Raw genomic sequence first — 19,343 nt, forward strand, 5'->3', positions numbered from 1 at the left:
CGGCGCGGCAGCGCCCCGGGGGTCACGCGCGCGAGCGGTTGGCCGTTTTCGGCGTCTGTTGGCCGCGGGCGACTCCGCTCGGCAGATTCTCGGGCAGTTCCCACTCGTAGATCGACTTGACGACACGGGGGATCACGAACGTCTTGGCGCGCAAGACGCCCGGGATGCGGTTCAGCTTCTCGGTCACGAAGTCATATAGGGCGTCGACTGACGGGGCGAAGAGCTGGATGCTGATGTCGCGGTCGCCGGTAGTTAGACCGACGTAGCCGACCTCCTCCAGTTCGGCGACGGTCTGCGCGACTTCCTGAACCTTGCCGAGTTCAACTTCGAGGAAGACGTCCGCAGTGACCCCGTAGCCGATGGCCCTGGGGTTGAGCACCGCGACCAGCCGGAGGACGCCGTCGTTCACGAGGCGGTCGATCCGGGCACGAACGGTGCGCTCGGCCACACCGACCCGGCGCGCGATCTCCGCGCTCGGGGTCCGACTATCCGCCTGGAGACATGCGATGATCGCACGGTCAATCTGATCGATCGATCTTGCCATAACCTCTCGCCCTTCGTTCAGCCCTAAGCGTGGGTGAGGGCATTGTAAGCGGAAACAGTGGAAAAAGTGAAGAGCATTCGGTCGAATCGACTGGAATCCGGTATTCGAGTCGTGTGCACGGGCTTGAATCAGGGGCGAGAGGTCGAAGCGGCTACCAACCCGTCTGTTGTTCCCGCGGGGTTGATGCCGAACGCGGCATGTCCCTTGTTTTCGGGGACGCGTCGTCCTGAGCGAAGCGAAGGGCTCGCGCTGGGGCTACCGCCCCTAAGATCCTTCGGCTCGGACGGAGCCGCCGTGCCCGGCTGACCGCCGGACACGGCTCCGCTCAGGAGGCAGGGTGACGTCACGAGAGCGGGTGAGTACCCCGCTGTGGTGTCACAGGTCGTCCGTGATCGCGGGGACGCTGAAGTGGATGCGGGTGCCGCCGTCGGGTGGTCGCTCGATCCAGATCTGGCCGCCGTGGGCCTCGATGAGGTGCTTGCTGAGGTAAAGTCCCAGGCCCATCCCTGCGGTGTGGCGGAGCACAGCCTGCTTCCCGCGCTGGAAGCGTTCGAAGACGAAGGGCAGATCCTCCTCGTCGATGCCCGGACCGTGGTCGCGCACCGAGACGATGACCGTGCCATTGTCGCCTCGGGCGGCGCGGACCTCGATCGGGGTTCTGGCGGGTGCGTACTTGATCGCATTGTGCAGCAGGTTACGCACCACCTGATCCAGCCGCCCGGGGTCGCCCAGGGCGAGGAGGTCGCGTTCCACGTCGAGCACGAAGGGGTGCTCGGGATCCTGTTCCTGCATCGCGTCGATTGCCCGCTGGAGCAACGTGCGTAGGTGTACCGGCTCCGAGTCCATGCCGAACCGTCCGGCGCGGATATTGGCCAGTTGGACCATGTTCTCGACCAGCCCGGCCAGGCGGCGGCTCTCATTGGCGATGTCAGTGAGGATCTCGTGACGGGTCTCCTCGTCGAGGTCGGCCCCGTTCTGTAGCAGGAGCAGTGCGCCCCCCTGAATCGTCGTCATCGGTGTGCGCAGCTCATGGGAGACGAGCGAGAGGAAGTCATCCTTGAGTTGCTCGGCGTCCTTGATCGCGGTGATGTCCTGGAAGACGGCGATGGCGGCCGTGATCTTGCCGTCGGCGTCGCGCACCGGCGCGGCATTGACGAGCGCGGTGATCGCCTGGCCATCGGAGCGGACCATGCGGATCTCACGGCGGGAGGTTTCGCCGTAGCGCAGTGCCCGAACCACCGGGATGTCGGCGGGACTCAGGGGTGTGTCATCGACCTGGAAACGGGGGTTGGCTGCCAGGAACTCGTCTAGCGCGAGCGGCGGGCGGATCTCCCAGCCGAGGAGGTGCGCCGCCTGGGTGTTGGCCAGCGTCACCCGCTCGGGGTTGGGCTCAACGAGGAGCACTGCCTCCGGGAGCTGGTCGATGATCGCCTGGAGGCGCGCCTGCTGCGCCTCCGCGCGCTGGTATAGGCCCGCGTTCTCAATAGCGACCCCGGCGTAACGCGCCAGCAACTCCACCAGCCGGACGTCCTCGTCGGTGAAGTCGCGAGCGAACCGCTTCTCAATGAGGTAGAGGTTTCCCAGTACCCGGCCGCGAGATGTGATCGGCACTCCCAGGAAACTGCGCATTTCCGGATGGCCCTCGGGGAAGCCGTAGGCGTCCGGGTTGGTGCGCAGGTCGCGGAGGCGGATCGTCTTCCCCTCACGGAGCAGTCGTCCCAGAATGCCCCGGCCGTGCGGGATGTGCGGAACACGCGCCTGCTCCTCCTCGCTCATCCCCGACACAATGAGCGAGACGATCTCGCCGCGCTCGTTGGTGACCCCCAGCGCGGCATAGCGCGCGCCTGCCACATCGCGGGCGAGATCGACGATGCGGTGGAGCACCGTGGAGAGTTCCAGTTCCCCGGTGATGGCGATAGCCGCACTGTCGATCAATTCCACCTGGGCGGCAAGTTCAAGGCGCTTGCGCTCAGCGGCCATCACCTGGCTGAGTCCCTCGCCGGCCTGCGCCAGAGCACGCCGCGCCCGTGCCTCGGCCGGAGCGTCCAGCACCGGGGCGTCGCACGGTACGTCCTCGGGGCGGCGGAAAGGACCGAGCAGCACAATCGCTGCGTGCCCGCGGCCGTAGCGTGTCGCCAGGTAGCGCCGGCCACTCACCGTGAACGCGGCAACGCCGTCCGTCTCCTGGTGTGCGCCGAGCGCGTGCAGCGCCGCGCGCCGGGTCTCCGCGCCGGCGGACGCAAGCGTGCTGGCAGGCACGCCCAGGGCGGTCTCGAGCGCGGCCAGGAGGGGCTGGACGGTGAGCCGTGGCATCTAGCCTTCCTCGCTCGGGGACTCCAGCCGGTAGCCCATGCCGGGGAATGTCGTGATCAATCGCGGATTCTCGCGGTCGTCTTCGAGCTTGGCTCGCAGCCGGCTGACCCAGGTGCGCAGGTAGTAGGTCTCATCGCGGAACTCCGGGCCCCAAATACGCGAGAGCAACTCGCTGTGGAGCATGACGCGCCCCGCGTTGCTCGCGAGCTGGTACAGGAGTTCCCACTCAGTCCGGCTCAGCCGAACCTCTTTGCCGTCTACCGTCACCTGCCGGTTGTTCAGATCGATGGTGACGCGGTCGTACTTGAGCACCTGCGTCGCCGGGGCGGCCGTGCCCTTTGCCCGGCGAAGGACGGCGGCTACCCGGGCCGACAGCTCGTCCGGGCTGAACGGCTTGGTCACATAGTCGTCGGCACCCAGATCCAGGCCGCGAATCTTGTCGGCCTGACCGGAACGCGCGGTGAGCATAATCACCGGCGCGTTGGACATCTGCCTGATGCGCTGCATGGCCTCGAATCCGTCCATGACCGGCATCATCAGGTCCAGAATCACGATGTCGGGCCGCTCCCGCTCGAATATCTCCACCGCTTCGCGGCCGTTCATCGCTGTGACGACGCTGTAGCCGTCCGCCTGGAGCTTGGTGCGCACCAACCGCAGAATCGGCGCATCGTCGTCCGCTACGAGAACGAGATCCTTCCGCATACCTGACTCCTTGTCCGGCGGGGGCGCCACCGGCAGTCTGCCTTAATTTCGAAGCATACCCGTGACGCCCGCGTTACGCCGTCTGGACGAGAAAAACTGATACGGCATTGTAACGCCCCGGGTTTCCTCGGAACCGGCGGTGTCACGGCCTGCCTGTTAGTCTCTGATCAGAAGCACTCTACGCACCGCCGAATCCCGGGGTGCCGCACGGAAAGAGTGTGATGACGATGGATCGAATCATTGTACCGTTGGACGGCTCCCCCCTCGCCGAGCAGGCACTCGAGACGGCACGCTACCTGGCCCAGACGCTACAGGGCAGCCTGGTACTGGCGCATGTCGTGGAGTCGCCGCCGGTCCCCGGCGTGGCCGAGGCGGACCGGGAAGACGCCGAGCGCTACCTCGCAGCCGTAGCCCAAGCTATCGCTGCGGACGGCGCGGTTCCGGTCGCGACGCGCGTCCTGCTTGGCCCGGTTGCGGAGACCCTGTTGGCTCTGGCGCGCGAGGAGCCGAGGACCATGATCGTCATGTCGTCCCACGGCCGCAGCGGGGTCGGGCGGCTCCTCTTCGGGAGCGTCAGCGACCGGGTCATCCGTGCCGCCACTGTGCCGGTGCTGATCGTACGAGCACCCCTGATCAGCGGGGACCGGATGCGGCACGTGCTGGTGCCGCTCGACGGATCACCCCTGTCCGAGGCGGCACTGCCGCTGGGACTGGCAATCGCCCGCGCGACCGGGGCGACCCTCGGGCTGGTACGGGTCGCGGAGGTCTACTCGATGGCTCCCTTTGCGGGCCTGGGCGTGTCGATTACGCCCGTCGACGGTGACCTGTTCTGGGAGTTGACCGAGCAGGTGCGGGACGAGGCTCGTGCCTACCTCGATGCGGTTGTGGAGGAGCACCGCGCACCGGACGTTCGCATCGTCTGGGAGGTCCGCGTCGGGCGCCCGGCCGAGGAGATCATCCGCGCGGCGCAAACGACCGGCGCAGATCTGATCGTCATGTCCACACATGGGCGGGGTGGACTGCAGCGCTGGGCGTTCGGCAGCGTGACGGACGAGGTGCTGCGCAGCCGTGCGGCGCCGGTGCTGGTGGTGCCGCCCGGCGTGCGCGGGGAGGGCGTGTCGGAGTGGGCCCGCGCGGGTACCGCTCCGGTTGGGACGGCCTAATTCCGGGGTAGGGAGGAGCGGTGAGGGGGCGGGCATTTTGCCCGCCCCCTTCCGTTTCGCCGCCCGCTGATGTTGGCCTCAGGCCACCACCGGTGGGATCCCTGCGTCCCGGAGCACGCCATTGAAGGCGGCCACGTCGGTCTTGACCACCTCGTCGAGGCGACCAAGGCAGTCGTCCACCTGGCGCGAGAGCTCGGCGAACAACTCCACCGCCTGTCGCGTGGGCCGGGCGTCGGCGCTGGCGACGACCCCCATCAACGCGCCCAGCTTGGCGTTGAGCTTCAGCGGGTAGTTCAGCGCGTCTTCCCGGACCTTGGCCTTGACCTGGATCAGATCCTCCTCGATGGCGGTCAGCCGATCCGCCACCGTCTTGCCGCTGCGCTCCACCTCCTCATGGATCGGGAGCCCCTCGGTGCGCTTGCCCCAGTCCTCAACCTGCCGCTTGATCGCACGGATGCGGTTGACCGCCTCGTGCGTCTGGGACAGCTTGTCCCGGATCTGGAGGAGCAGCGCGAACTGGGCGTCGAAGTCCTCCTGCGTGGCGGACACCCGCGGATCCTTCACGATCTCGAACGACTCCGTCCAGGTGCGGTCGCCGACGGTGAGGCGGACCTGGTACCGACCGGGCTTCGCCAGCGGGCCGGGCACCTTGGCCTCGGGCGTGGCGTATCCCTCGACCCGAGTCGGTGCCGGATAGCGCATGTCCCAGACGAAGCGGTTCAGCCCGGCCTTGGCCGGCACCCGCGGCTCCTTCGGCGCCTCGTCCTGCGCTTCTCCCGCGGGCTCGGGCTCCTTGCTGGAGAAGGTGCGAATCTCGTTGCCCTCGGCGTCGAGGAAGGTGAGCGTGACCTCGCCTTCCGGCTGCTCCTTGAGCGCGTAGTAGACGATCACGCCGTCGGGCGGGTTCTGCCCGGCGTCGAGCAGCCGCTCGGTCTTGGTTCCCTCCGGCGTCTCTTCCGGACGGAAGGTCACCATCGTCGCGCCGGTCATCCAGTAGTTGTTCCCGACCGCCTCCCGGTGGCCGAAGCCGCGGTTCGTCCAGAACCGGGTAGTGGTCTGGGGTGGCACCAGCGCGGCCGGCTCGTCCAGCGTGGCGGGCAGGTGGTAGAGGGGGCTCACGTCGTCCAGCACCCAGATCGACCGGCCGTGCGTGGCGACGACGATGCTGGTGCCAGTGATAACCAGATCGTGGATCGGCACGACCGGCAGGTTCTGGCGGAACGGCTGCCAGTGCACCCCGTCGTCGATCGAGACGTAAATGCCCGTCTCGGTGCCGCAGTAGAGCAGCCCCCGCCGGTTCGGATCCTCCCGGATGACCCGGGTGAAGTCGTCCTCGGGGATGCCGCCCGTGATCCGGGTCCAGGTCTGACCGTAGTCGGTGGTCTTGTAAAGGTACGGGGTGAAGTCGTCGAGCTTGTAGCGGGTCGCGGCGACGTAGGCCACGGCCGGGTCGTGCGGCGAGGGCTCGATGATCGAGATCAGGGCCCACTCCGGCAGGTCGGGCGGGGTGACGTTCTGCCAGGTCTGCCCGCCGTCGCGCGAGACGTGGATCAGTCCATCGTCCGAGCCGGCCCAGAGGAGACCCGGTTGCAGCGGCGACTCGGCGAAGGCGAAGATGGTGTTGTAGTACTCGGCGCCGGTCACGTCCTTGGTGATCGGGCCGCCCGAGGGCTCCTGCTTCGACTTGTCGTCGCGGGTGAGATCGGGGCTGATGACCTCCCAGGACTCCCCTTCGTCGGTGCTGCGGTGCACGACGTTCGACGTGACGTAGAGCACGTTCGGGTCGTGCGGCGAGATGACGATCGGGTACGTCCACTGGAAGCGGTACTTGAGGTCTTTCGCACCCCAACCCAGTGATGCCTCAGGCCACACGGCGATGTTGCGCCGCTGCCCTGTGCGCCGGTCGTAGCGGGTGAGGAATCCGCCGTAGCTCCCGGCGAAGACGATGTTGGGATTGTCCGGTCGCACGGCGATGTAGCCGGACTCCCCGCCGCCCACCTCCTCGTAGTCGGCGCGCGTGATCCCGGCCGTCACCGAGCGGGACGGGAGGCTGATCGTGGTGTTGTCCTGCTGCGCGGCGTAGATGCGGTACGGCACCTGCGTATCGACCGTGACGTGGTAGAGCTCGGCCGTCGGCTGGTTGTAGAGAGTGGACCAGGTCATGCCGCCGTTGAACGTGACGCAGGCACCACCGTCGTTGCCGTTGATCATCCGCTGCGGGTTGTTGGGGTCGATCCACAGGTCGTGGTTGTCCCCGTGGGGCACTGCCACCTGGAAGAAGGTCTTGCCGCCGTCGATGGACTTCCAGGCGGCGAGGTTGAGAACCCAGACCGTGTCCGGATCCTTGGGATCGGCGTAGATGTGCATGTAATACCACGGCCGCTGTCGCAGGTTGCGGTCCTCGCTGAGGCGCTCCCAGGTATCGCCGTAGTCGTCGGAGCGGAAGACGGCACCGTCCTCGGCCTCGATGATGGCCCAGACCCGGCCCGGTTTCGCGGGCGAGGCGACCACGCCGATCTTGCCGAGCAGCCCCTGCGGCAGCCCGGGGTTGCGGGTGATCTCTTCCCACGTATCCCCGCCGTCGGTCGAACGGAACAGCCCGCTCCCCGGTCCGCCGCTCACCAGTTCGTGCGGCCGGCGGATCGCCTCCCAGAAGGCGGCGTAGATGATGCGGGGATTGGTCGGGTCGATCGAGAGGTCGATGGCGCCCGCGTTCTCCGATCGGAAGAGCACGTGTTCCCAGGTCCGGCCGCCGTCGCGGGAGCGGAAGACGCCGCGCTCAGGGTTGGGGCCGTGGGCATGGCCGAGCGCCGCGACGTAGACGGTGTCGGGGTCGTGGGGATGGATGCGCACCTTGCCGATGTTGCGGGTCGCTGCCAGCCCAAGGTGTTGCCAGGTCCGGCCGGCGTCGGTGGAACGGTAGACGCCGTCGCCGTGGGAGACGTTGCCGCGGATGGTGGCCTCGCCCATCCCGACATAGATCACGTTCGGGTCGGCCTCGCTGACAGCGATAGCGCCGACCGAGGCGCGGCGGAAGTACCCGTCGGAGATGTTCTCCCAGATCATGCCGCCGTCGGTCGTCTTCCAGACCCCGCCGCCGGTGGAACCGAAGTAGAAGGTGCCCACGTCGCGCGGGTCACCGGCGACCGCAACCACCCGGCCGCCGCGGTAGGGTCCGACCAGTCGCCACTCCAACGCCTGCAGCAGGGCAGGATCGAGTGGTCCAGTGTAGCCGTCGGGCATAGCGCATCCTCCCTCTCATGGATCGCGTGGTGTCTTAACGCTGATCGCCGGCCGGTGTTGTCGCCGATTCCCGCCCGCACGTCAAGGGTGGGCGGCCGAGAGGCGCCGACATCCATCTTGGGCATGCCGGATGAGTGACGTTCGTACGTATGCCGGACGTGCGCGGATTCGCCGGCTGGTGTATAGCTGACATGGGAAAATGGACTCTCACAAGCTGGACGACACAGCCGTGTGATCGGAAGGGGTCAGGATGGAGAGCATCAGGGAACGCCTGGCGGTGCCACCGGAACGTCTGCGCCGTCGGCTTGACCCGGCAAGCCTGCCGTTCAAGACGACCGCCGAGGTCGAGCCGCTGAATGGAACGATTGGACAACCGCGGGCGCTCGATGCCATCGAGTTCGGGCTCGATGTGCAGAACCACGGGTACAACCTCTACGTGGCCGGCGTGCCCGGCTCCGGGCGTGAGACGACCGTGCGGGACTACCTGGGCCGCTACGCCCGGACACGCCCCACGCCGTCCGACTGGATCTACGTCCACAACTTCGACGAGGCTGATCGCCCGAACGCGATCCCCTTGCCGGCCGGCCGCGGGGTCCAGTTCGCGCGCGAGATGGACGAGTTTCTCGAGAGCGCCCGGCAGGAGATCCCCCGAGCGTTCGACAGTGAGGATTATGAGCGGCGAAGGCGGGAAGCGCTGGCCGAACTGGGCCAGCGGCGCGAGGAGCTCTTCCGCCAGATGAACGAGTTCGCCGCCAACCGCGGCTTCGTGCTCGAGGCCACCCCGACCGGTATCCTGAGCATCCCCGTCGTGCAGGGCCGCCCGCTGTCCCCGGAGGAGTTCGAACGCCTACCCGCCGAGGTGCAGCAGGAAATCCGCAACCGCGATGCGGAGATTCAGGAGCATGTCTCCCGCGCCCTGCGGCAAGTGCGGCAGTTGGAGAAGGAAGCGGCCGAACGGGTCCGGAAGCTTGACCGGGACGTCGTCACCTTCCTCGTCGGGCCGATGTTGGACGACCTCCGGGATCGCTACCAGGATTGTCCCGAGGTCGTGGCCTACCTGGAGGCGGTGCGCAACGACCTGCCGGAGCACATCGACATGTTCCGGCAGGCGCGACAGCCGGCAGTGGCTTTGCCGATCCCCCAACCGGCTCAGGCGCAGCCGGACCTGAACCGGTACCGGGTCAACGTCCTGATCGACAACAGCCATCTGGACGGGGCACCGGTCGTCATCGAACGCAACCCCTCCTACTACAACCTGATCGGACGGATCGACTACCGGGCTACGTTCGGCGCGATGGTGACCGACTTCCGCCAGATCCGGCCCGGCGCACTTCACCGGGCGAACGGCGGGTTCCTCGTCCTTCACGTGGTGGAGCTGCTGCGTGAACCGTTCGCCTGGGACGCACTGAAGCGCGCACTCGTGACCCGGTCGATTCAGATCGAGAACCTGGGCGAGCAGTACAGCGCCGTGCCGATGGCGCGGCTCCGGCCCGAGCCGATCCCGCTCTCGGTCAAGGTGGTCCTCATCGGGCCGCTCGAGGTCTATCACATCCTTTACCAGATCGACGAGGATTTCCAGGAGCTGTTCAAGGTCCGGGCGGACTTCGGCCCGGACATGGACTGGATCGACGAACACGTGCAGAACTACGCTGCCTTCATCAGCCGGCGCGTGCACGAGTGGGGGCTGCGCCACTTCGACCGGAGCGCGGTGGCACGGGTCGTCGAGTACGGTGCCCGCCAGCGCGAGCACCAGGGGAAACTCTCGACGCGCCTGCTCGACATCGCGAACATCGTGGCGGAGGCGAGCTACTGGGCGGAAAAGGCGGGGCACGAATTCGTCCAGGCCGACGACGTGGATCAGGCGATCCGCAAGCGGCGCTACCGATCGAACCTGGTCGAGGAGCGCATCCGCGAGCTGCTCACCGACGGCACGATCATGATCGACGTCGACGGGGAAGCCGTCGCCCGGGTCAATGGCCTGGCGGTCCTCAGCTTCGGTGACTACGCCTTCGGCAAGCCCTCCCGCGTGACCGCGCGCGTATCCGCCGGGCGCGGCAGCATCGTCAGCATCGAGCGGGAGATCGAGCTGTCCGGGCCGATCCACTCCAAGGGCGTCATGATCCTCTCGGGCTACCTGCGCGGCCACTACGGCCAGCACGTGCCGCTGGCGATCACCGCGACCCTCACCTTCGAGCAGTCGTACGAGGGCGTCGACGGCGACTCCGCCTCGTCGACGGAGCTGTACGCGCTCCTGTCGGCCCTCTCGGGCCTACCGCTCGACCAGGGGATCGCCGTCACTGGCTCGGTGAATCAGTTCGGCGAGGTGCAGGCGGTCGGCGGGGTCAACCAGAAGATCGAAGGGTTCTACGCCGTCTGCAAGGAGAAGGGGTTGACCGGGCGCCAGGGCGTGATCATCCCCGCGGCGAACGTGAAGAACCTGATGCTCGACGATGACGTGGTGGAAGCCGTGCGGGCCGGCCGCTTCCATGTGTGGGCGGTGAGAACGATCGATGAGGGGATCGAGATCCTGACTGGCCGCCCGGCGGGTGAGCGCGGGCCGGACGGCCAGTACCCCGAGGGGACCGTCCACCGGCTCGTGGAGGACCGTCTCCGCCGCTACGCGGAGGAGGTTCGCGCTTTCGCCGCACCAGATGGCGCGGCCGGAGCGGCGCAGGTCGCGTCCGGCGAGGAATCCCAGTAGCGCCGGAGCGCGGGATCGGGCACTGAAACACAGGGCAGCCGCGCGGGGCCGAGCCCGCGCGGCTGCCCTCCTCGGAGAGGTGATGCCCTGGTTCGTAGGCTCTAGACCGCCTGCGCTTCCCAGCGGAAGAAGCGGACGGAGAGAGCTATACCGACGGCGGCGGTCGCGAGCATGACCAGGGCGCTGCTCCAGACGCTGAACAGCGTGTCGCCCCGGATCATGATGTCGCGAAGGCCGTTGGCGAAGTAGGTCAGCGGGATGATCTTGGTGATCGGCTGCATCCAGGCCGGCGCCAGTTCGATCGGGAAGAACACGCCGCCCAGGAACATCATCGGGAACGAGATCGCGTTCGCCACGCTGTCCGCGACCTCCTGATTGCGCGCGATCCCGCTGACGAAGAAGCCGATTGCTAGGAACGCCAGCGATCCGAGCGCGATCATGACGAGCAACGACACGAGGTCGCCGGAGATCTTCACGTCGAAGAGCAGCACGGCGATCGACAGGACGATCACTGCCTGCGCCATGGCGATGAGCACCTGGGTGAAGATGCGCGCCCCGATGAACGACCACAGCGAGAACGGCGTCGCCTTGATCCGGCGCAGAATGCCCCGCTCGCGATAGCTCACGAAGGTGGATGACAGCCCCATCAGCCCGCTGGTCATGATCGACATCGCGAGGATACCCGGCACCAGGAAGTCGATGTAGCGCACGTTCTCCGTGTCCACACCCTCAACCGTGGCGACGATGGGCTGCGGAGCATCGGTCATCGCCTGGTTCGCCTCGCTGAAGAACTGGCGGATGGCGGCCACGGCAACCTGTGACTCCTGCGGGTTACCCTGGTTGTAGTAGATCTTGGCCGACACCTGCTCGGGTGAGGCGCCCGGGCCGAAGACGATGACGATATCGCGGTCGCCTTCGTTCAGCGCAGCCAGCTCCTCCGCCTCGGTGCCGGCGTTCACGCTGAAGCCGTCGACGCTGCGCATCTGCTCGACGACCTGGGTCACCGTGGGATTGATGTCGCCGCCGACGACGCCCACCGTCAGGTTGAAGTCGCCGTTCCCGATGAGGAAGCCGAAGAGCACGATAAAGATGACGGGGAAAGCCAGCAACCAGAAGAGCGCGGCGCGGTTGCGCACCGTCATCTTCAGGTTGGCCATCACCATGTAGCGCAGAGCCTTCATTCGCGCAGACTCCGTCCGGTAAGGGCGAGGAAGACGTCCTCAAGCGTCGCGCTCGACGTGCTCAGGTTGTCGAGCCGTAGGCCAGCCTCGCGCGCGGTCGCCAGCAGCGCACTCATAGTCACCTGCATGTCGTCGCTGTGCAGTTCGACGTACCCATCTTCTACGGCGACGTGCGTGACGTTGGGTAGGGACTTGAACGTCTCGACCGGCACCGTGCCGTTGTCGATCCGCGCGCGGATCGTCGCTGCCTGGTCGAGCTGATCGATCAGGCGCCGGGGGGTGTCGCAGGCGATGATGCGGCCCTGATCCATGACCGCGACGCGGTCGCATAGGACCTCGGCCTCTTCCATATAGTGGGTTGTCAGCACAACGGTCTTGCCGCCGGCGCGTACGGTGCGGATGACATCCCACAGGTTTCGTCGCGCCGCGGGGTCGAGACCGGTGGTCGGCTCATCGAGGAAGATGATCCGCGGGTCGTTCACCATGGCGAGGGCGATCGACAGCCGCTGCTGCTGCCCGCCCGACAGGGCGTTGGCGTAGTCGTTGGCCTTCTCCTGGAGGCTGACCAGTTCGACCAGTCGATCGACCTTGGCCTTCGAGGTATCGGCGCCGTAGAGCGCGGCGAAGAGGGCGATCAACTCGCGCACCGTCAGGTGGTCGAACAGCGCCGTTGACTGAAGCTGCACGCCGATCACCCGCTTGACGGCGGTCGGGTTACGCGCCGCGTCGATGCCGGCCACATGGATCGTGCCCTCGTCGGGCTCGCGCAGCCCTTCGATCATCTCCAGCGTGGTGGTCTTGCCGGCGCCGTTCGGGCCAAGAATGCCGAAGATCTCGCCATCGTACACGGTCAGGTCGACGCCGTTGACGGCGGTGAAGTCTCCGTAGCGCTTGACCAGCCCCCGCACCTCGATCACGGCGGGCCGGGTCGCACCCACGGCAACGCCGTTGGTCACTGGCGTCGAGACATCCTGCATTCGGGCAACCCTCCTCGTGGTCCCCTACGTCACTCGGCCGGTTCCGGAACGCGATGTCTCGGCACCGCCAATACTGGCAGTGCCGTCCGGGTTCGGTAACCCGACACCGGAACAACCGACGCAATCCACGATACCGGGAATATTCCGCTCGCGCATCGGACCACCGGTGAGTCGCGATACTGTTCTTCCGGACAGGGATCGCCGCAACCGGGAGGGGGATGGCGGCTCACTTCCTGGTGTCGCGCAGCCGGTCCAGGACCTCTTGAATGCCGCGAGGAGCGGAGCCGGGATCTGCTCGCCGGACGCCGAGGCGCGCCATCAACCGCTCCACCCCCAGGCCGAGGGCGGCGGCGATCGCGAGGACGAAGGTGGCCCAGCCGATCATGGCTCCCTCCCGGCGCGGCACCGCACGGCGTTCGTCGCTGTGTTGAAGTCTACCCCAGAGGGGACCGGCGCCGCGCCGGTCAGGTTTGGTACTATCTGCCGCACCGGCGGGTCACCGCCGAGCCCGGCGCCGGGCACGGCTCGAAGTACGGCATGCGAAGGGAGACGCGATGACTCCCGGCGATCTGCTTTTTATCGGCGCGTTCATCATCCTGCCGATCGCGCTGATTATCTGGAGTCTGACGAGCCTGCGCGCCATCCGCCGCCGGCGGCGGGAGTGGGATGTGGATCCCACCGTCGGGACAGGGACGGCTGAACTCCCGGTGGTGGAGCACGTGCCGCCCCCGCGGGACTGGGGAGCGACGGTCCGCCCGACGCGGGGAGGAGGACCCAGTGCCGCGGTGGACTCTGGCGCGGTGCTGGTCACGACCCGCCCGTTCTGGCCCCCGATCTACCGGGGCCGGTCGTCCGGGGTGGTGCGGCGGATGACACCGCCTGCCGCGCGCTGGCCGCGGGCTCACCGACGCCGCCCGCGCGACGCCGACGTCGCCCTCGGTGCCGGGTGGCGCCGCTAACACATCTGGCAACCTATCCAGCAGCACGCACGCCGGGCGTGAAGGAGTGGGGCGGGTAGGAAACCCGCCTTTACTGTTGCCAGGTCATGCCGCGCCGCTGTCGATGGCGCGAGGGTCAGCCTACGCGGGCTGTTCCCCGAGGCCGAAGGCGCGGTGGAGCGCCGGGACGGCTCGTGCGACCTCCGAAGCCGCGATGGCGCAGGAGATGTTCAGCTCCGACGAGCCCTGGGCGATGGCGACGATGTTGATCCCCTCGGCGCCGAGGGTCTGGAAGACCCGGCCCGCCACGCCCGGCGTACCGCGCATCCCCGCGCCGACTACCGCCACGATGGCGACGTCGGGGTCTTCCCATACGCGCAGCAACCGTGCACGCAGCAGGTCAAGCTCAAACTCTGCTTCAAGGACACGACGCGCCGTCGCCGCGTCGGAACTGCGGACGACAAAGCTCAGGCTGTTCTGCGACGACGCCTGGGAGATCATGAAGACGTTGACTCCCGCGCCGGCGACGGCGGTGAAGACCCGGGCCGTCACCCCGGCCACGGTCAGCAGCCCGGCTCCCTCGACCGTGATCACGGACAGGCCCGGGATCGCAGTGATGGCCTTGACGACGCCGTTCTCGACCGGTTCCGGACCGATGCGGGTGCCGGGGTGCTCGGGTTCGAAGGTGTTCCGGATCCAGATCGGGATGCCGCGCTCGGCCGGGAGTTGCATCGTGCGCGGGTGGATCACGTTCGCGCCGAAGTAGGCCATCTCGGTCGCCTCGGCGAACGACACGGCCGGGATCGTGCGCGCCTCCGGGACCAGCTTGGGGTTGGCGGTCATGACGCCGTTGACATCGGTCCAGATGATGATTTCCTCAGCATCGAGCGCGCTGCCGATGATGGCTGCGGAGAAGTCCGAGCCACCGCGGCCAAGGGTCGTCGTGACTCCGTTGACGTCCGCTCCGAAGAACCCGGTCACGACCGGAAGGATCCCCTTCTCCAGCAGCGGCCGCAGGCGCGCCGCCGCGGCCTCCCGCGTCTGCTCGAAGAGTGGTGACGCGCCGCCGAAGACGCCGTCGGTGATGATCACCTGGTCGGCGTCGACCGCCTCGGCTGGCGTACCGTGGTCGCGCAGGATCCCTGCGATCAGCCGGCTACTCATGCGCTCGCCGAAGGAGCTGATCCAGTCGGTGACGCGCGGGGAGAGATCGCCCAGGACCTGCACCGACTCGATCAGGCGCAAGCACTGGTCGGTGAGCGCGGCCATCGACGTCGCCACGTCCTGGCGCAGCCCGGCGTCGCGGATCAGCTCGGCTGCAGCCACCAGGTGCCGATCCAGCAGGCGGTGGCGCACGTCGGACGTCTCGATCAGGCGGCCCTGGGCAGCGTCCGCCGCGGCCTCCAGCAGCAGGTTGGTAATGCCGCTCATGGCGGAAACCACCGCGATTACTGGGGCGTCTGGCCGGTGGGCTGCACTGAGAATCGAGACGACCTGGCGGATCGCATCTCCGCTCCCGACGGACGTTCCTCCGAACTTCATCACCCGCATACTGCTCGCTCCCGCACCCGCTCCCTGGATCGACTCGCCCGGCTACGGTGTTGCCACGGCGCCTAAGAATACCCAATGTGGGTGGCGATCCGGTAGCACCCGTGACGAATTTCACCAGCATCCGCGGGACACTCGACGCTTCCGGCTGACGCCGATTCGCGGTAGATTAGGCGGTGCGGCTCCCGGCGTACTGGAGCCGGGTAATTGTGGTTGCATGGTCGGTACGAGAAGGAGGGTGTCGATGCCCCATCGCATCACGATCGAATACTGCCAGAGTTGAGGCTACCGCGGTAAAGCCACCGGTGCGGTGGACGCGATTCTGGCGCATTACCAGTCCCACCTCAGCGAGATCACCCTCAAACCCAGCAGCGGCGGTGTATTCGACATAACCGTCGACGGCGAAGTCGTCTTCTCGAAGCACGACGCCGGACGCTTCCCGGAACAGGACGAGGTCATCCGCCTCGTGGGGGAGCGGATCCGCGCCTAACGCGTGTGCGCCGGGAGCCCGCAGCGCACAGCGGATGGCCCATCCATGTGCGCTGCCCCCGGCGATCCTGGCCCGATGCTGCGACCGACGGACCCGGCAGCGATCAGTCCCGGTGTGGACGGTCGCTGCCCGGGCGGGGGCAGCCTGCCCGCTTCCCTACGCCGAATGGTTGCTGGAGATCCCGCCGCGCCGAGCGGCGGTGAGGCTCATGCCGTCGCTCGCCGGGCGGGGCGATCAGGCCTCACCCGGCTGCGCGGTGGCCGGGGTTTCGAAGCGGGGAGGCACACGTGTCGTCACGGCTTCGCCAAGCTCGTCCAGGTCGAACGGCTTGTGCAGCAGCGCGTCGATCGGCAGCACCGAGGCGAGTTCATCGGCATTGCCCAGGGCGGAGATGGCGATGATCGGGATCGACGCAGTGTGCGCGTGCTGGCGCAGCATGCGGGCAGCCTCACCGCCGTTCAGGTGCGGCATCATGAGATCCATGACGATCAGATCCGGCGGTGCCGCGGTGGCTCGCTTGACTGCCTGCTCGCCGTGCGCAACGACCTCGACCACGTATCCGAGTTCGCTCAGGTACTCCCCCAATGCCTGCGCGAGATTCGGCTCGTCCTCGACGACGAGAATCCGCGACATGCCCAATCCCTTCCAGGTGCCCTTCCGGCCTAAAGCGAACGGATTCGGGACGACGGCCGGATAGTTCGCTTCCAACTGCGTAGCGGCCGATTGGTAGAATAGTCGACAGCACGGGACCCTGCACGGTGCGGCTCGCCTCCGCCCCGCCGAGCGGTCCGGATCGACGTCGCGCGGAGTGGTTCCAGGAGGATGGTGTGCCTGAAATCCGGCCGGTTGTGGTCGTACGAGTCCATGAAGTCGCCCTCAAGGGACGCAACCGTCCCTGGTTCATGCGCGTGTTGCGTCGAAACCTCGCGCACGCGCTGCGGGGCGTGCCGTACCAGGATCTGAAACTCCGCAGCGGCCGTGCCCTCATCACGCTGAACGACGTAGCCGAATGGTCCCAGGTCCGGGAGAGGCTGTCCCAGGTCTTTGGGGTAGCCAACTTCTCGTTGACGGTGGAGGCGGGCCTCCCGATCGAGGAGATCCGTGAGGCGATCGGGGCGCTGCTGGAGGCGGAGGGCCCCCCGCCGGGCACGTTCCGCGTGCGCGCCAAGCGCTCCAACAAGGACTATCCCCTGATCTCGCCCGAGATCGAGCGCGATCTCGGCGCCTACATCCAGCAGCGGACCGGTGCACCGGTGGACCTGCGTCGGCCGGACCGCACCTACCGCGTCGAGGTGCTGCACGATGCCGCATACGTCAGCAGCGAGACGATCCCGGGACCGGGCGGGCTGCCCGTGGGTGTCAGCGGACGGGTCGTGGTGTTGATGTCCGGCGGCTTCGACTCGCCCGTCGCCGTGTATCGCATGATGAAGCGTGGCTGCGAGGTGACGCTGCTCCACTGCCACGCCTACCCCTTCGTCCGCTCCACCTCGATTGAGAAGGTGGTCGAGCTGGCGCAGCACCTGGGACGCCACCAGCCCGGCATGCGCCTGGTCATTGTCCCGATCGGGCAGGCACAGCGGCAGATCGCGATTGCCACCGAGCCGGAGATCCGGGTCGTCCTCTACCGGCGGCTGATGATGCGGATCGCGGAGGCCATCGCCGAGCGGGAGGGGGCCAAGGCCATCGTTACCGGCGAGAGCCTGGGGCAGGTCAGCTCCCAGACTTTGGACAACCTGCGGGCGATCGGCGCCGCGGTCAAGCTTCCGATCCTCCGGCCGCTGATCGGGTTCGACAAGGAAGAGATCCTGGCCGAGGCCAAGCGCATCGGGACCGAGCCGATCTCGCGGGTGCCCGACGACGACTGCTGCACCGTCTTCGTGCCGCGCCACCCGACGACCCACGCCACGATCGAAGAGGCCGAGGCCGCCGAGGAGCCGCTCGACGTGAAGGCGCTGGTTGAGAGTTCCCTCGCGCAGCGCACCGAGTACCGCGGCGACCCGGCCAAGTGGAACGTGATGGACGCGCTGGCAGGCGCGGCCTGAGAACTCCCGAGCCAGGTTAGACCTGCTTTTCGCTCGCGAGCATCTGGCTTGGCTGTACCGGGACGTCGGGCTCGGCGGCCGGCGCTCCCACTTCTTCCTGCAGCCGCGCGCTGGTGACGACCTCGATCCCGGCCGCGGTGGCGATGCTGGCCGCAACTTGATCCGGCGTCACCACCTGTAGGCGGATGTCGCGGCGCAGTGCCTCGGCTGCCAGCCACTGCACGTCCGGGAGATCCTCCATCGCCAGCGCGTCGCTCGCGATCAGCAGGACCACGTGCTGGCGATCGTAGCGGCCCAGGTGCTGGCTGAAGCTGTGGAGTTCACCCGGCTCGCGTAGTGCGACCACGTGGCGCGCGGGCGGGTGCCGCAGCTCCTCCAGCACCGCCAGCACGATCAGCTTCGACGCCGCCAGGAGCGGCACCGCGAGCACCAGGCCCAGGGCTCCCCCGATCGACGCTCCGGCCAGTACCCCAAAGATCACCATCAGCGGGTGGAGGCGAACGATCCGCCCGACAAGCTGCGGGATGACGAAATGGTCCTCCATCAGGCGGAGGGCAAGATAGGTGAGGCCCACCACGGCAGCGAGCTGCACCGGTGTCCAGCCGAAGGGGGTGCTCCCCTGCGAGAGGGCCACCGTTACCGCAATGCCACCTGCGGTCCAGGGACCGATGATGGGGATCAACTCAAGCGCGCCGGTGGCGATGGCGAGCGCCAGGGCGTATTGCACCTTCAGGATGCTCAGTGCGATGAACGTGGCCACCGACATGATGGCGAAGAGAATCACCTGCGCCCGGATGTAGGCCCCGAACGTCGCGTTGACCTGGCCGCTGACCCGCTCGAAGGTCTGGTGGTGCCGTGGCGGCAGCAGGTTCGACAGGCGCTGTACCAAGCGGCTGCCCTGGAGCAGGAAGTAGTAGGTGGCCAACAGGTAGACGAGCAGGTGGATCAGGAAGCCGACCGTCTGCAAGACGAGGGAGGGCGCCTCACGGCTGAAGCGAGCCGCGACATCCTTCGACACCTCTTCGATCTGCGCATTGATGGCGGCCGTGTCGATCGTCACGCCACCAATCGAAATCCGTTCGTTCCGGACTAGCTCCTGCCGGGCGGTGTCGATGAGGCTGGGCAACGATGCGATCAGGGAGCGGAGCTGCTCGTAGAGCGTCGGGACGACCCTCACGCCAACCACGCCCAGGATCCCGGCGATCAATACGAAGACCATCGCGATCGCTACAGGGCGCGGGATGCGCAACCCCCGCTGCACGCGGTTGACGACGGGGTGGAGCAGGTAGGCAGTAACCGCCGCCCACACGAAGGGCGGCAGGATGTGAGCTACACGGAGTAGGAACAACCCCAGCGCGAGGAGCACCAATCCGACCACGACGGGCAGTAGGCGCGTCTCGCGCAAGCGATCGAGTGGATGCATGCCCTCCCCCACGGATCGTGCTGCGGCCCATTCTACCAAGTCCGCCGCCGGCACGGGATGCCGTTTGTGGGAGTCACG

The 19,343-nt window shown here is 67.4% G+C and carries 14 protein-coding genes and 1 pseudogene; 5 read left to right on the forward strand and 10 right to left on the reverse strand.

Going from position 1 to position 19,343, the window contains the following annotated elements:
* Positions 1–22: 22 nt before the first annotated feature.
* The 3 genes from STHE_RS13345 to STHE_RS13355 all read right to left on the reverse strand — a co-directional run bounded on the left by STHE_RS13345 (position 23) and on the right by STHE_RS13355 (position 3,559).
* Positions 23–544 carry an Lrp/AsnC family transcriptional regulator gene (locus STHE_RS13345; RefSeq protein WP_012873116.1) on the reverse strand — a complete coding sequence of 174 codons (522 nt, stop codon included), beginning with the start codon at positions 542–544 and terminating at the stop codon, positions 23–25.
* A 375-nt stretch (positions 545–919) separates the two neighbouring features.
* A complete protein-coding gene (locus STHE_RS13350; protein ID WP_012873117.1) occupies positions 920–2,857 on the reverse strand; it encodes an ATP-binding protein in 1,938 nt (645 codons plus the stop codon).
* On the reverse strand, positions 2,858–3,559 hold the full coding sequence (locus STHE_RS13355; RefSeq protein ID WP_012873118.1) for a response regulator transcription factor: 702 nt from the start codon (positions 3,557–3,559) through the stop codon (positions 2,858–2,860).
* A gap of 227 nt (positions 3,560–3,786) precedes the next feature.
* Between STHE_RS13355 and STHE_RS18155 the strand changes: the two genes are divergently transcribed.
* Positions 3,787–4,722: a universal stress protein gene (locus STHE_RS18155; protein WP_169308209.1), complete on the forward strand. Its 936-nt coding sequence runs from the start codon at positions 3,787–3,789 to the stop codon at positions 4,720–4,722.
* Positions 4,723–4,800: 78 nt separating this feature from the next.
* Here the strand turns inward: STHE_RS18155 and STHE_RS13365 are convergent, their stop codons facing one another.
* Positions 4,801–7,965: a VPS10 domain-containing protein gene (locus tag STHE_RS13365; protein ID WP_012873120.1), complete on the reverse strand. Its 3,165-nt coding sequence runs from the start codon at positions 7,963–7,965 to the stop codon at positions 4,801–4,803.
* A gap of 250 nt (positions 7,966–8,215) precedes the next feature.
* Between STHE_RS13365 and STHE_RS13370 the strand changes: the two genes are divergently transcribed.
* The gene (locus tag STHE_RS13370) at positions 8,216–10,666 is read left to right on the forward strand and encodes a Lon protease family protein (protein WP_012873121.1); all 2,451 of its coding nucleotides are present in this window, start codon (positions 8,216–8,218) and stop codon (positions 10,664–10,666) included.
* Between the two features lie 101 nt (positions 10,667–10,767).
* On the opposite strand, the gene STHE_RS13375 is transcribed toward STHE_RS13370, so the two are convergent.
* The 3 genes from STHE_RS13375 to STHE_RS19095 all read right to left on the reverse strand — a co-directional run bounded on the left by STHE_RS13375 (position 10,768) and on the right by STHE_RS19095 (position 13,209).
* Positions 10,768–11,847: an ABC transporter permease gene (locus STHE_RS13375; protein ID WP_012873122.1), complete on the reverse strand. Its 1,080-nt coding sequence runs from the start codon at positions 11,845–11,847 to the stop codon at positions 10,768–10,770.
* Positions 11,844–12,824, reverse strand: a complete 981-nt coding sequence (locus tag STHE_RS13380) for an ABC transporter ATP-binding protein (protein ID WP_012873123.1) — start codon at positions 12,822–12,824, stop codon at positions 11,844–11,846. The genes STHE_RS13375 and STHE_RS13380 overlap by 4 nt, the downstream gene beginning before the upstream one ends.
* Positions 12,825–13,050: 226 nt before the next feature.
* Positions 13,051–13,209 carry a hypothetical protein gene (locus tag STHE_RS19095; RefSeq protein ID WP_012873124.1) on the reverse strand — a complete coding sequence of 53 codons (159 nt, stop codon included), beginning with the start codon at positions 13,207–13,209 and terminating at the stop codon, positions 13,051–13,053.
* Positions 13,210–13,378: 169 nt separating this feature from the next.
* Here STHE_RS19095 and STHE_RS13385 point away from each other — a divergent pair, with 169 nt between their 5' ends.
* Entirely contained in the window at positions 13,379–13,783 is a 405-nt protein-coding gene (locus tag STHE_RS13385; protein WP_012873125.1) for a hypothetical protein, read from the forward strand.
* Between the two features lie 120 nt (positions 13,784–13,903).
* On the opposite strand, the gene STHE_RS13390 is transcribed toward STHE_RS13385, so the two are convergent.
* Positions 13,904–15,313 carry an aspartate kinase gene (locus tag STHE_RS13390; protein WP_012873126.1) on the reverse strand — a complete coding sequence of 470 codons (1,410 nt, stop codon included), beginning with the start codon at positions 15,311–15,313 and terminating at the stop codon, positions 13,904–13,906.
* A 292-nt stretch (positions 15,314–15,605) separates the two neighbouring features.
* On the opposite strand from STHE_RS13390, the pseudogene STHE_RS13395 reads away from it, so the two are divergent.
* A pseudogene (locus tag STHE_RS13395) lies at positions 15,606–15,800 on the forward strand (Rdx family protein); the annotation flags it as partial.
* Positions 15,801–16,034: 234 nt separating this feature from the next.
* Here STHE_RS13395 and STHE_RS13400 read toward each other — a convergent pair.
* Entirely contained in the window at positions 16,035–16,433 is a 399-nt protein-coding gene (locus tag STHE_RS13400; protein WP_012873127.1) for a response regulator transcription factor, read from the reverse strand.
* A gap of 194 nt (positions 16,434–16,627) precedes the next feature.
* Between STHE_RS13400 and thiI the strand changes: the two genes are divergently transcribed.
* Positions 16,628–17,842: a tRNA uracil 4-sulfurtransferase ThiI gene (thiI, locus tag STHE_RS13405; protein WP_012873128.1), complete on the forward strand. Its 1,215-nt coding sequence runs from the start codon at positions 16,628–16,630 to the stop codon at positions 17,840–17,842.
* 16 nt (positions 17,843–17,858) lie between these two features.
* On the opposite strand, the gene STHE_RS13410 is transcribed toward thiI, so the two are convergent.
* Entirely contained in the window at positions 17,859–19,265 is a 1,407-nt protein-coding gene (locus tag STHE_RS13410) for an AI-2E family transporter (protein WP_012873129.1), read from the reverse strand.
* Positions 19,266–19,343: the final 78 nt, after the last annotated feature.

The sequence above is a fragment of the Sphaerobacter thermophilus DSM 20745 genome (assembly GCF_000024985.1).
GTDB classification, from domain to species: domain Bacteria; phylum Chloroflexota; class Chloroflexia; order Thermomicrobiales; family Thermomicrobiaceae; genus Sphaerobacter; species Sphaerobacter thermophilus.

Bases quoted from the DNA above. Each gene is read 5' to 3' on its own strand.
- STHE_RS13345 (WP_012873116.1), bottom strand. From the start codon at position 544: ATGGCAAGATCGATCGATCAGATTGACCGTGCGATCATCGCATGTCTC.
- STHE_RS13350 (WP_012873117.1), bottom strand. From the start codon at position 2,857: ATGCCACGGCTCACCGTCCAGCCCCTCCTGGCCGCGCTCGAGACCGCC.
- STHE_RS13355 (WP_012873118.1), bottom strand. From the start codon at position 3,559: ATGCGGAAGGATCTCGTTCTCGTAGCGGACGACGATGCGCCGATTCTG.
- STHE_RS18155 (WP_169308209.1), top strand. From the start codon at position 3,787: ATGGATCGAATCATTGTACCGTTGGACGGCTCCCCCCTCGCCGAGCAG.
- STHE_RS13365 (WP_012873120.1), bottom strand. From the start codon at position 7,965: ATGCCCGACGGCTACACTGGACCACTCGATCCTGCCCTGCTGCAGGCG.
- STHE_RS13370 (WP_012873121.1), top strand. From the start codon at position 8,216: ATGGAGAGCATCAGGGAACGCCTGGCGGTGCCACCGGAACGTCTGCGC.
- STHE_RS13375 (WP_012873122.1), bottom strand. From the start codon at position 11,847: ATGAAGGCTCTGCGCTACATGGTGATGGCCAACCTGAAGATGACGGTG.
- STHE_RS13380 (WP_012873123.1), bottom strand. From the start codon at position 12,824: ATGCAGGATGTCTCGACGCCAGTGACCAACGGCGTTGCCGTGGGTGCG.
- STHE_RS19095 (WP_012873124.1), bottom strand. From the start codon at position 13,209: ATGATCGGCTGGGCCACCTTCGTCCTCGCGATCGCCGCCGCCCTCGGC.
- STHE_RS13385 (WP_012873125.1), top strand. From the start codon at position 13,379: ATGACTCCCGGCGATCTGCTTTTTATCGGCGCGTTCATCATCCTGCCG.
- STHE_RS13390 (WP_012873126.1), bottom strand. From the start codon at position 15,313: ATGCGGGTGATGAAGTTCGGAGGAACGTCCGTCGGGAGCGGAGATGCG.
- STHE_RS13400 (WP_012873127.1), bottom strand. From the start codon at position 16,433: ATGTCGCGGATTCTCGTCGTCGAGGACGAGCCGAATCTCGCGCAGGCA.
- STHE_RS13410 (WP_012873129.1), bottom strand. From the start codon at position 19,265: ATGCATCCACTCGATCGCTTGCGCGAGACGCGCCTACTGCCCGTCGTG.